The organism is Mammaliicoccus sp. Dog046, from assembly GCF_034039665.1.
GTDB lineage: Bacteria > Bacillota > Bacilli > Staphylococcales > Staphylococcaceae > Mammaliicoccus.
The window spans coordinates 1,451,367-1,464,290 of the sequence record NZ_CP120131.1; the positions used below are offsets into that span (position 1 = coordinate 1,451,367).

A 12,924-nucleotide genomic window follows, 5' to 3' on the forward strand; every position below is an offset into this window, starting at 1 on the left:
GAGCATGCACTATGAATCTAGAAATTACAGATAAAGCTATGAATTGGTTTAAGAATGAATTAGATTTTACTGATGATCAAGCACTTAGATTCTTTGTACGTTATGGTGGCGAATTTCAATTAAAACAAGGGTTCTCACCTGCTTTTACAGTTGAACCACTAAGCACATCAGAAATAGGCTTTAAAGACGAGAAGGACGATATTCCCTTTTTCATCGATGAAAAAGATTTATGGTATTTCGAAGGCAATGATTTAGTTATTGATTTAAATGATAACGATGAAATAAAATATGTAGCAAGAACTTCAAATTAAATTTTAAAAGCAGATAAACGTCGTACACATCCGACATTTATCTGCTTTTTTTATAATTTACGGTCAATACCTTGCTCTGTTTCTTCATGAATTTTCAAATAAGCATTATGCCATTCTGGGAAGCTTTTATCTAATCTAATAGGTCTGTTTGTTCCTTTTTTCAAGCATACATGCGTTGTAGTACCGGTACAAACGACTTCTTTATTTTCATTTATCACTTCATATGAATAAATGGATCTTATCGGTGAATAATGAGAAATCCATGTCTTCACAATAACTCGCTCTGGATACGTGATGGATTGTTTATATTTAATATTCAAATCTACGACTGGCGAAATGATTCCCGCATTCTCCATATCTGCATAACTAAACCCGGCTTTATATATATAATCCGTACGTGCTACCTCAAACCAAATTGCATAATTCGCATGATATACAACACCCATTTTATCTGTTTCTGCATATCTTACATCTATCGGTGTTTCACTATAAATCATTCATTTATCCCTCTTTCTCATATCATTATTCATATCATAACATAAATAAAAAAACCAAACTGTTTTCACAGTTTGGCTTTTTTACATAACAACATAATAATGTATTATGCTAATTTATTTCTCAATACCATTTGTAATATACCACCGTGTCTGTAGTAATCAATTTCAACTTCAGAATCAAATCGTGCTAAAGCTTCGAATTCAGTTACTTTACCGTCTTCGCTTGTAGCCGTCACTTTAAGAATATCACGTGGTTTAACACCTTCATGAATATCAACAGAAATGGCTTCTCTACCTGTTAATCCAAGGCTATCAGCAGAATCACCTTGTTTAAATTGTAATGGAAGTACACCCATCATCACTAAGTTTGAACGGTGAATACGTTCGTAACTTTGTGCAATAACTGTTTTAACACCTAATAAGTTTGTACCTTTAGCTGCCCAGTCACGAGATGATCCCATACCATAGTCATTACCAGCTAATACACATAAACCAGTACCATTTTCTTGGTATTTCATAGATGCATCAAATATTGGCATTACTTCTTCTGTAGGCCAATAAGTTGTATAACCACCTTCAGTACCTGGCGCTAATTGGTTCTTAATACGAATATTAGCAAATGTACCTCTCATCATTACTTCGTGGTTACCACGACGAGAACCGTATGAGTTAAAGTCTCTAATTGCAACATCATGGTCTTGTAAGTACTTACCAGCTGGTGTATCTTTACCGATCGCACCTGCAGGAGAAATATGGTCAGTTGTTACTGAGTCACCAAATTTACCCATAACGCGTAAGTCGCTTAAAGGTTGGATATCCGCTGGTTCTTTAGATAACCCTTCAAAGAATGTTGGATTTTGGATATAAGTTGAAGTTGGATCAAAGTCATATAATGGTTGATCTGTTGTTTCAATTTGATTCCAAATTTCATTAGATTCAAATACTGAATTGTATTCTTCTCTGAATAGTTCAGGCGTTACAACAGATAATACTGTATCTTTAACTTCTTCAATTGATGGCCAAATATCTGTTAAATAAACATCTTCGCCATTTGATCCTTTACCAATTGGATCATTTTGTAAATCAATATTTACTGTACCTGCTAATGCATAAGCAACTACTAATTGTGGTGATGCTAAATAGTTTGCTTTCACTAGTGGATGGATACGACCTTCGAAGTTACGGTTACCAGATAACACTGAAGTTACTAGTAAATCTTCGTCAGCAATCGCTTTTTCGATTTCAGGTAATAATGGACCTGAGTTACCGATACAAGTCGTACAACCATAACCAACAAGATTAAAGCCAAGTTGATCTAGGTATGATTGTAATCCAGCATCTCTTAAATAACCTGTTACAACTTTAGAACCTGGTGCAAGTGATGTTTTCACATATTCAGGTACTTTTAATCCTTTTTCAATTGCTTTTTTAGCTACTAAACCAGCACCTAACATTACATAAGGATTTGAAGTATTTGTACATGAAGTGATTGCTGCGATAGCAATATCACCTGTAGTCATAGAAGTATTTTTACCGTCTGGTAATGCGATATCAATTTTCTTATCAAATTCAGCTTTGTCAAAACCATGACCTTGGTTGCCAGCTGGAGCAGTAACTGAATCAACGAATGATTTTTGCATGTTACTTAATGTAATTAAATCTTGAGGACGTTTAGGTCCTGATAATGATGCTTCAATTGTTGATAAATCTAAATTCACAACATCTGTGTATGTTGGCTCAACATTTTCAGCTTTAAAGAACATGTTATTTTCTTTTAAGTATTGTTCAACAACTTCTACTTGTTCTTCTGAACGACCTGTAAGACGTAAGTAGCTTAATGATTCTTCATCAACTGGGAAGAAACCACAAGTTGCACCGTATTCAGGTGCCATATTAGCAATTGTTGCACGATCTGCTAATGGTAATTTCTCAACGCCAGGGCCAAAGAATTCTACAAATTTACCTACAACACCTTTTTTACGTAATTCTTCTGTAACACGTAAAGCTAAGTCTGTAGCTGTAGTTCCTTGAGGTAATTCATTTGTTAATTTAACACCGATAACTTCTGGAACTGGGAAGTATGAAGGTTGGCCTAACATGCCTGCTTCTGCTTCGATACCACCAACACCCCAACCAAGAACACCAATACCGTTAATCATAGTTGTATGTGAATCTGTACCAACTAATGTATCTGGGAATGTTACAAGTTCATTGTTTTCTTCACGAACATGTACAACACTTGCTAAATATTCTAAGTTTACTTGGTGAACGATACCAGTTGCAGGTGGTACGGCACGATAATTATCGAATGATTTTGTTGCCCAATTTAAGAATTGGTAACGCTCAATGTTACGTTCGAATTCTAATTTCATATTCATTTCTAATGATTTTGGTAAACCATAGCTATCTACTTGAACTGAGTGGTCAATTACTAAATCAACGGGTACTTCTGGATTGATTTTAGATACATCTCCACCAACATCGTTCATTGCTTTACGTAATGATGCTAAATCAACTACTGCAGGTACACCAGTGAAATCTTGAAGGATTACACGAGATGGTTTAAATGGTACTTCTGCATTTGCATCGTTTGATTTACCCCATTTAGCTAAATTCATGATATGTTCTTCTTTAATAACACGTCCATCGAATTGTCTTAAAACTGACTCCAATAATACACGAATTGAATATGGTAACTTTTCAACGTTTGATAATCCTAATTCGTCTAACGTTTTCAAGCTATAAAACGTGTATGTTTTACCGTTCAATTCAAAAGATTTCTTAGATTGTTCTTTTAAACTTGAGCTCATTTTTGTTCCCCCTTTAAAATTGTGCAAGTTAATGCTTCGATTACAATTGTATAATCAATACTTTAGTAAAACAACACATTCCCCTTAAAAATAAGTATATTTACCATTCAAGTTTATAATACGGAACCATAAGTTTTTCTTATGTATATTTGGAAATTCATAAAATTTAGTTATTAAATGATAATGATTATCAACTATATTTTGATTTGTTTGATAATTAATCTTTAATATTCGCAAAATAAAAAAAGCGTTTATCTTAAGGAATCCTTTCCTCAAGATAAACGCTTCAATCATTATTCTTCCATTTCTCGTTCTAAACGTCTTTGTTCTTTTAATTCTTGTTCATATTCACGCTTTGACTTTTCAACGTATTCTTTCATACGATGCTTGTTTGGCGTGATTGATAAGCCTAAATATTTTCTTTCTTGGTTCGCATCTTTATAGAATGCGATAATCATTAATATTATGATAAAGCTAAACGGGAAAGCAGAAATGATTGCTGCTGATTGTAATGCACCTAAACCAGTGTCTCCACCTGATAATAATAATACAAATGCAATCAATGATTGTGCGATACCCCAGATAACTTTTACCATTCCCGATGGATTTAATGAACCATGAGTTGTTTGCATACCTAATACAAATGTAGCTGAATCTGCAGAAGTAACAAAGAATACACATACTAATGCTAAAGCTAAGATTGACAATGCAATTCCTATTGGCATTTCATTAAACACACCGAATAATTGTGTTTCAGTCGACATTTTGAATACTTCAGGCACTTTTTTACCTACTTCAATACCTGTTACACCAAATACACTAAACCAAATAAAGCTAATGATTGTCGGTACAAGCATAACACCTAAAATAAATTCACGGATAGATCGTCCACGAGAAACACGTGCGATAAAGATACCAACAAATGGACTCCAACTCATCCACCAACCCCAGTAATATAGTGTCCATGAATTAAGCCATTTATTTTTTTGTTCATTTAATGGCGCAACGTCAAAACTATTAAACAAGAACGTATCAAATAATGCACCAGTAGAAGACGTTAACATGTTTAAAATTAAGATTGTCGGACCTAAGATTAAAGTAACAATTAATAATATAGATGCTAATACTAAGTTTGTATTACTTAAATATTGGATCCCTTTACTTAATCCACTCCAAGCACTAGCTAAGAATAGGATTGTAACAATTACAATAATGATACCTTGGACAAAAATATTATTCGGAACACCAAATAAATATTCTAATCCTCCATTAATTTGTAAAGCACCCATACCAAGTGATACTGCTACCCCTACAACAGTTGCGAATACTGATAATACGTCAATAATCGTACCGATAGGACCATCAACTTTATCACCTAATAATGGTCGTAACGTTTTTGATAATAATCCTGGTTCACCTTTTCTAAATTGAGCATATGCAAGTGCTAATGCAACTACGCCATAAATTGCCCATGCATGAAATCCCCAATGTAAGAATGTAGAACGCATTGATTCTGTCATTGCTGCTTTCGTTTCTGGCGTCGCTGTTGGCGGCGTTAAATAGTGAGACATTGGTTCTGCTGCACCATAGAATACTAAACCAATCCCCATACCAGCACTAAATAACATTGCAAACCATGATACTGTATTAAATTCCGGTTTATCTTGTGGTCTACCTAATTTCAATTTACCAATTGGGCTAAAAATAATAAAAATACAGAAAAATACCATACCAATTGTAATAATCATGTAGTACCAACCAAAATATGTAGAAATCCAATTACTAATATCACTCGCAACTTCACCGAATTTCGCTGGGAAAATTGCACCTAAGCCTACTATAATGGCAATTACAATGAGCGCTGCTGTGAAAACACTTGATAATTTCCTGCCATTAGGTTGTGATGGCAAATTAGACATTTTCATTCTCCTCTCAATTTTCATAGTCCAAATATGTATTCCCGATTTCATTGTTTTTAATCCTATATATATACATTTATAGAAAACAACAGACAATACTTTACCAAATTATATAATTAAAATCAAATTCACTATTTCATTTTTATAAATATTACTGTATGATAATGTCGATGAGGAGGTGTTTAATATGTCATTATTAAAAGAATTTAAAGACTTTGCTTTACAAGGTAACGTTTTAGATTTAGCAATCGCCGTTGTTATTGGTGCTGCCTTTAACAAAATTGTTACATCTTTAGTAGAGAATGTAATCATGCCATTAATTGGTTTAATCTTTGGTGAAGTAGACTTCGCTGAAAAATGGTCACTTATGGGAATTAAATATGGTTTATTCATTCAATCAATCATTGATTTCATCATCGTTGCATTTGCATTATTTATCTTTATCAAAATTGCAAATACTGTAATGAAAAAAGGTGAAGTTGAAGAAGAACTTGACGAACAAACTGTATTACTTACAGAAATCCGTGACGCTTTACGTGAAAAGTAAGTTCTACATATTGATTAACCTTTAATATAGTGATTTGAATAAATCACTATATAAATAAAAACACCGATTCTATATGGCACTGCACCCTTACTAAGGGAGCTCAATAAAAACACTATTTTCTAGGCTGCTAATTTCCTATATTCTATAGGGGATAAGTAGCCTAGTTTTTGTTGAATTCTAACTTTATTATAGTTTTCAATGTAATTTTCGACAATATCTATTACAATAGTATTAGAGCTTCTAAGCTCACTGTTTAAGTAGAATGTTTCACACTTTAGAGAGGCATGAAAACATTCTATTGGGGCATTATCAGCTGGCGTTCCCTTACGGGACATGCTTCTGGTAATGCCTTTTTCTGTACATAGGGCATAGTATTCATAAGAAGTATACACACTTCCTTGATCACTATGTAATATAGCTCCTGGTTCCAATTGAAGTTGTTTTAATGTCTCATTTACTAATTCTTGATTTTGGTTTTTACCAATTTTATATGCCACAATTTCACCATTGTAAGCATCCATGATAGATGAAAGATACAACATTGTATTCCCGAAGGGTAAATAAGTGATATCTGTTAAAAGTACTTCTAAAGGTTTCTCTGCTTTGAAATTTCTATTCAATAGATTATGTGTCTTATAATATGGGTTTCCTGGTCTTTTCGATTTCTTCACGCGTACTTTACAATTTAATTTATGTTTTTGCATAATCCTTTGTACTTTCTTGTGATTAATTTTTTTATTATTTTTTCTATTTAACAAGGCAGTTATTTTTCTATAACCATATGTAAAACGATGTTTCTTACATAGTTCTATAATTTCTCGTTCATCCTCAGATATACTGAAATCTTTGTTTTTCCATCTGTAATAATTTGATTTTGGAATATCTAAAGCTTCTAAAATGACTTTCACTGTATATTTAGATTTCAATTCATTTACTAATTCAACAACTACTTCTGGGACCACTTCCTTTCCAATTCCTTGTACTTTTTTAAAATTTCATTTTCTACTTCTTTGCGCTTTAATTCAATTTTTAGTGTTTCAACAGTGCTAAATTCTTCATTTCCTTTTCCATAGGAATATTGTTTACCTACTTGTTGATTGAATCTATGTGTTTCCCCATTTCTATACCATTTCCACCACACTTTAACTTGAGATTCATTTTTAATATTTAAAGCATCCATTATTTCTCTTGCGCTATATCCTTTAAGTTTCATTTCTACTACTTTATATTTTGTTTCAACTGAATATGCCACTCTTTTCATAGAAAAAACACCTCCGTATAAATTCATTTTAATATGAATTCAACGAAAGTGTTTTTATTTTACTCCCACATCCTGGGGTTAGTGCAATATAGAATCGGTGTTTTTATTTATATTTACTTAACAGGTCCATCTTCAACAAGTGTTTTTACATCTGATACAATTTCTGATTTCGGGAATTTCTTATCCCCTGCATCTTGACCACTATATGTTTTGATTATTTTACCGTTTTGATCTATTAAATAAAAGCTTGTCCCATGTGTCACTTGTGTACTGCCCTTCGGTGGAGGTGCCACAATTGACTTAAAGTTATCTTCTGCATATTGCTTAATAAACTTAAAGTCGTAATTTGTCACCAATGTCCATTTGTCCTGTGGCGCATTGTACTGTTTAACATAGTCTTTTAATTTTTGCGGTGTATCATTTTCTGGATCAACGCTGAAGCTGATTACGCCATAATCTTTAACGCCATCTTTTTCTAATTCATCAATGACCGAACTCATGTTATAAGTCATAGGTGGACAAACCGTTTCACATTTTGTAAAGATAAAGTCTGCGATATAAACTTTCCCCTTCATATCTTTTTGAGCAAATGGTTTTCCATTTTGATCTGTTACTTTAAATGGCTGCATTTTATTGCCGAATTGACTATCTGGCTCAATCGCATTATTACTACACCCACTGACAATCATGGCTAAAACTATAAACAAACTAAATATCATACCCTTTTTCATAACAACACTCCCAAAACTCTGTTAACTAAAATATATCAAATAAAAAACGGAACTTAAATACAATATGAAAATATTTTATGTCTTTGATGTGTCAATTAATCATCTGTAAAGTCAGTTGTACTTAAGAATCCATTCTTGTTAACGTTTAATATCTTCGGTATTCTTGTCTTTAATTCTGACACATGCGAGATAATCCCCACTAATCTTCCAGACATTTGAATATTAACAAGTGTATCTAGAGCTGTTTCTAAAGTTTCCGAATCAAGTGTTCCAAAACCTTCATCAATAAACATCGATTCTAAATGAATTGCACCCGCTTCTTGCTGCACTATATTAGATAAACCAATTGCTAATGATAATGACGCTTGGAACGTTTCACCACCAGACAACGAAGTAATATGTCTTGTTCTATTTGAGAATCGATCAAACACTTCAATCTCAAGTCCGCTTAATCCTTGTGACTTTTCTTTTCTACGCACAAGTTGATATCGATTATTCGTCATTTTAAGAAAATGATAATTCGCATTATCAAGTATATGATTTAAATAATATATGAGTACGTAATTTTCTAATGAAATCTTTTGACTATTCTTTCCGTTCATCACACGAGATAAAGCAATCATTTGTTGCTGATCCTTCAAATCTTGTTCAATTTTATTTGTGATTTCATGTATCATATGGATTTTATTTTCGTTTTGTTCAATTTTTAATTGGAGTTGATTCAACTCTTTAACAAGCGTATTAAACAATTGCTTAATATGTGCTACTGCTTCTTCACTATTTTGCAAATCTGGTAAAGTTTGATTTTTCATCTTTTTACTTAGTTCAGTCACAATCGCTTCATGTTCAATATATTTCTTATCGAACTGGTGAATACGCAATTCAATTTCATCTATATCCTTTACTTGAGCCAACAATGTATCTAATTGTTCATAAGATGATATATTATGTTCTTTCATCTCTGAATCTAAATAAGATTGTGTAACAACAATTTGTTCTTCTAGCATCGTTTTTCTCTCTTGAATGGTTGCCTGCTTCATTTGTAACTCTGTACGACTGTCATTAAGTTCTGAGGCATTTGATTTTAACGCTTCACTTTCTTTATCAAATTGCTCAACTTTCGATTGATATTCATTATATTGAGTCATAAATTCATTTACAGATTCAAAACCAGTTTCTTTCTTAAAATATGCAATATCTGATTCATCATTTACGATTTGATGCTTAATATTATTTAATTCAAGTTCTTGTTGAGACAATTGTTTTTCATTCTCATATATACGTTCTTTCAACTGATTAAGTTTATCTTTGCGTTGATGATATATTTGAATATCACTTGCTAATTGTTCAATTTGTTTTTCTGTCGTTTTAATATCCGCTTCTACGTCAACGATAGTAGCATACTTTTCCAATTGCTCATTTGTCATATTGCGTCTTTCTTGATAGCTTGTTAATTGATTGGTTACTTGTTGAATTTTTGTTTCAATCTCTTCTTTATATGCTTTTTCTTTCTTTAATATATCAAAATCAATAACGTCATCTAGTTGCTTAACAGTAGAACCGCATACAGGACAATCATCTCCATGATGAATATGCTGCTTTATTTTTAATATCTCATCCTTAACATTTAAAATATCATAAGTCTCATTTGGTAGTACTTGTTCTTCTAATTCCTTTTTCTCTTTTGCAGATTCGTTAATTAGCGTTTCTGTCTCTTCAAGTTTTTGCTGTAACTTACACTTCTCATTATATTGCACTTGTTTATTCTTCAGATCTTGTACATGAATTCTTAAATCTTCATGTTGCTTGATTTGTTTTTGTGCTTCCGCTTCATCGATATGCATTGTATCTCTTTCATTACGTATATCTTTCAATAGGGTATGCATTGAATCGAGTGAAGTACGCAATTGTTGTTCTTGTTTTTTTGCATCTGGTAACTGTGCTTCTATCCCTTTGTATTTATCAGCATTCACTTGGATATGATTCGTTTGTTGCACATACTTTCTATCTCTATCTATATGAGATGCTTTTTCTTCCATTGCCTTCTGCTGATTAATAACTTGGTTATACGCTTTCTCTACTTTTTCAATTTGTTCACGTAAGTCTGTTTCATGTTTCAGTGATTGTTGTAAATGACTTTCTTTTTCTTTTAATTGATCATATTGATAAGTCATCGATTTAACTGTTTTTAAATATTTCAATGTTTCTCTATCTTTATCAATCGTTTGTTTATCCGATTTTAATGTTTCGAATGCTTTTTTCTTTATATCTAAAGTTTCAAAGTCTTCTTTTAATTGTTTTTCCTGTGCTAATTTTGATTCAGCATCACTTAAAGCTTTCTCTTGTTCATCTTTTTGCTTTTGAACTTGCGCTACACTACGATTTCCTACTTCTTTAAATTGTGGTAAAGCATTTAATATTTTTTCATATCGATGTCCTTCTATATCCTTAACTTCAATTAGGGCATCTTCTTCATAGTCATGTAATTCACTCATGTATTGCGTTATTGTTTGATAGTATCCTTCTATAACAGATAATTCCTTCTTCATTTCCTCTTCTAGTCGTAATTGCAACGTTTCAAAGCGATCACTATCAAATAACGTTCTTAATATACTTCGTTTATCTGTACTATTAGAAACTAGAAATTGTTTGAACTCCCCTTGTGGCAAAATCAATATTTGTCTAAATTGCTTAACGTTCATATGTAATAGTGATTTCAAATAATCATTACTCGTGTTAATTGTTTTTGTTTCTAATTCCCATTCATCATCTTTCTTTTTATAAACTTCAACCGTGGGATTAGTAGCATTTTTATTTCCAGCTTTAATATATTTCACTGTACGAGTTACTAAGTATTGATGTCCTTTAATTTCAAATTCAAATTCTACTTTAGTTGGTTCGTTAGGATCTGCAAAGTGACTTCTTAAATCTACTTCTTCTCTTGATTCTGTCGACGTTCTACCAAACAAAGCATAAACCATCGCATCAAAGATCATCGTCTTACCTGACCCTGTCTTACCACAAATTAAGAATAACTGTGACTTCGATAACTGAGTAAAGTCAATTTTCTCATTCATAAACGGTCCGAAATATTGCATATGTAATGCTAAAGGTCTCATTTATTCATCCGCTCCTTGATTTAATTGTGCTTCTAACAATTGAACAACTTTCTCCCGCTTCACACCATCTAATGGTTCTTCCGTGACATGTGTATAAAATGCATCAACGATCTCAATATCACTTAAAGCGTGTACATCCACATTTATTTCATCGTGTTCCACTTCGAAGTCTTGTCTTGATATTTGTAATGTATTCGGATAGATACTTCTCAATTTCATGAGTGGATCTGTAATGCGGTCCATTTCCGTTAACTTAAAATGAAAATAATCTTCTTTATTTTGTATAGTTACTTTCTCATGTATAACATCTTCATAGCTCGCTTGAATCACTTGGAAAGAACGTAATGGTTGTAAAGGTATAAACGATTGTTTAACTCTCTTATTTTCAATATCAAACAATCGATAACCTTTAGCTTGATTTGCTTCTGAAAATGAATATTGCATTGGTGTACCCGCATAAAATATATAATCAGATTGAATCGCAAACGGATGATGTAAATGACCAAGTAACACTGCATCGAATGATTGAAACGTTTGTGCTGTTACCGTCTCTATTGTCCCTATAGATAATGGTCTCTCTGAATCCGTTGAAGCGCCTCCTGCCACAAATAAATGACCGACGAGTACATTCGTTTCATCTTTGTTTATAACCGCTTCTATTTCATTCATCAGAAATTCAGTTGCTTCTTGATGTGTATGTATTCCCTTTACTTTGAACATTTGTCGCACATCTGCTGGTGTAAAGTAAGGCATTATATAAAAGTTAATATCATTGATTCTAATCGGCGTTAATAAATGTTCATAACCCGTTACGATTTTTAGACCTGATTTTTCAAACCATTTCTCTCCATAATTTAATCTTTCTTTACCATCATGATTTCCGCTAATTGCGATGATTGGTATATTGAGTTCTAAGTTTATCGTCGATAATGCATCTTCCAATACGACCATTGCTTCTTTATTTGGATAATGTAAATCATATAAATCTCCACTAATTACAACTAAATCCGGTTGTTGTTCTTTTATAGCTTCATATATTTGATTTAAGATATACTTTTGATCTTCTATTAATGATTGGCCATTTAACGTTTTACCTATGTGCCAATCTGCAGTATGTAAAATTTTCATATTATTGCTCCTTTACAAATAGTGTTAGACAGGTTAAAAAGCTTCATTTATACTTACTTTAAGGAGTGATTTCATTGAGTAATGTATTTATATTTTTTATTGTGATTTGGTGCATTGTCTTTATGGTATTACTAGCAATCGGTGGATTCTTTATGTTCCGTAAGTTTTTAAAGCGTATGCCAAAAGACAATGGCATGAGTGAGCTTGACTGGCAAGACTATTATATACAAAAAGCACTCCCATTATGGAACGATGAGGCGCGCGAACTTTTAAATGAATTAGTGTCACCCGTACCGGAATTGTTTAGAGATGTTGCCAAAGAAAAAATCGGCGGCCGAGTTTCTAAAATTGCATTAGAAGAACATGCAACTACAATCGAACTCGATCATATTATGCGTGGATATATCGTAGCAACACCTAAAAGAGACCACAAATTCATGAAGAAGAAGTTAACAGAACTTAATATTGATTATACACCATATTTAAATTTGTTCGAATTAGCAGATGATGAGAAAAACAAATTTTCAATATTTGATCATAAAGAAGCAATCACAGATGCTAAAAGAAAATAGAGTGGCTTGGACATCATTCAATGTCTCAG

Annotated in this window: 10 protein-coding genes; 3 read left to right on the plus strand and 7 right to left on the minus strand. The window is 32.5% G+C overall.

Features of this window, described 5'->3' with window-relative positions:
• Nucleotides 1–11 precede the first annotated feature (11 nt).
• Nucleotides 12–311, plus strand: coding sequence for a HesB/YadR/YfhF family protein (locus tag P3U32_RS07310; RefSeq protein ID WP_323702455.1), 300 nt, complete (start codon nucleotides 12–14; stop codon nucleotides 309–311).
• A gap of 50 nt (nucleotides 312–361) precedes the next feature.
• On the opposite strand, the gene menI is transcribed toward P3U32_RS07310, so the two are convergent.
• The 3 genes from menI to P3U32_RS07325 all read right to left on the minus strand — a co-directional run bounded on the left by menI (nucleotide 362) and on the right by P3U32_RS07325 (nucleotide 5,537).
• On the minus strand, nucleotides 362–808 hold the full coding sequence (gene menI, locus P3U32_RS07315) for a 1,4-dihydroxy-2-naphthoyl-CoA hydrolase MenI (RefSeq protein ID WP_323702456.1): 447 nt from the start codon (nucleotides 806–808) through the stop codon (nucleotides 362–364).
• 104 nt (nucleotides 809–912) lie between these two features.
• Nucleotides 913–3,618, minus strand: a complete 2,706-nt coding sequence (gene acnA, locus P3U32_RS07320; RefSeq protein ID WP_323702457.1) for an aconitate hydratase AcnA — start codon at nucleotides 3,616–3,618, stop codon at nucleotides 913–915.
• 293 nt (nucleotides 3,619–3,911) lie between these two features.
• The gene (locus P3U32_RS07325) at nucleotides 3,912–5,537 is read right to left on the minus strand and encodes a BCCT family transporter (RefSeq protein WP_323702458.1); all 1,626 of its coding nucleotides are present in this window, start codon (nucleotides 5,535–5,537) and stop codon (nucleotides 3,912–3,914) included.
• Between the two features lie 187 nt (nucleotides 5,538–5,724).
• Between P3U32_RS07325 and mscL the strand changes: the two genes are divergently transcribed.
• Nucleotides 5,725–6,084, plus strand: coding sequence for a large conductance mechanosensitive channel protein MscL (gene mscL / locus P3U32_RS07330; RefSeq protein WP_323702459.1), 360 nt, complete (start codon nucleotides 5,725–5,727; stop codon nucleotides 6,082–6,084).
• 119 nt (nucleotides 6,085–6,203) lie between these two features.
• On the opposite strand, the gene P3U32_RS07335 is transcribed toward mscL, so the two are convergent.
• The 4 genes from P3U32_RS07335 to sbcD all read right to left on the minus strand — a co-directional run bounded on the left by P3U32_RS07335 (nucleotide 6,204) and on the right by sbcD (nucleotide 12,323).
• Nucleotides 6,204–7,345, minus strand: a protein-coding gene (locus P3U32_RS07335; RefSeq protein ID WP_323702460.1) for an IS3 family transposase whose coding sequence is annotated in 2 segments (ribosomal slippage) — nucleotides 6,204–7,075 and nucleotides 7,075–7,345 — 1,143 coding nt in all. Because the reading frame shifts where the segments join, the coding sequence is not laid out codon by codon here.
• 113 nt (nucleotides 7,346–7,458) lie between these two features.
• The gene (locus P3U32_RS07340) at nucleotides 7,459–8,076 is read right to left on the minus strand and encodes an SCO family protein (RefSeq protein ID WP_323702461.1); all 618 of its coding nucleotides are present in this window, start codon (nucleotides 8,074–8,076) and stop codon (nucleotides 7,459–7,461) included.
• Nucleotides 8,077–8,171: 95 nt separating this feature from the next.
• Complete coding sequence (gene sbcC / locus P3U32_RS07345; protein WP_323702463.1) at nucleotides 8,172–11,195, minus strand: exonuclease subunit SbcC; 3,024 nt, start codon at nucleotides 11,193–11,195, stop codon at nucleotides 8,172–8,174.
• Nucleotides 11,196–12,323 carry an exonuclease subunit SbcD gene (gene sbcD / locus P3U32_RS07350; RefSeq protein ID WP_323702464.1) on the minus strand — a complete coding sequence of 376 codons (1,128 nt, stop codon included), beginning with the start codon at nucleotides 12,321–12,323 and terminating at the stop codon, nucleotides 11,196–11,198.
• A 74-nt stretch (nucleotides 12,324–12,397) separates the two neighbouring features.
• On the opposite strand from sbcD, the gene P3U32_RS07355 reads away from it, so the two are divergent.
• Nucleotides 12,398–12,895 carry a DUF2621 family protein gene (locus P3U32_RS07355; RefSeq protein ID WP_323702465.1) on the plus strand — a complete coding sequence of 166 codons (498 nt, stop codon included), beginning with the start codon at nucleotides 12,398–12,400 and terminating at the stop codon, nucleotides 12,893–12,895.
• Nucleotides 12,896–12,924: the final 29 nt, after the last annotated feature.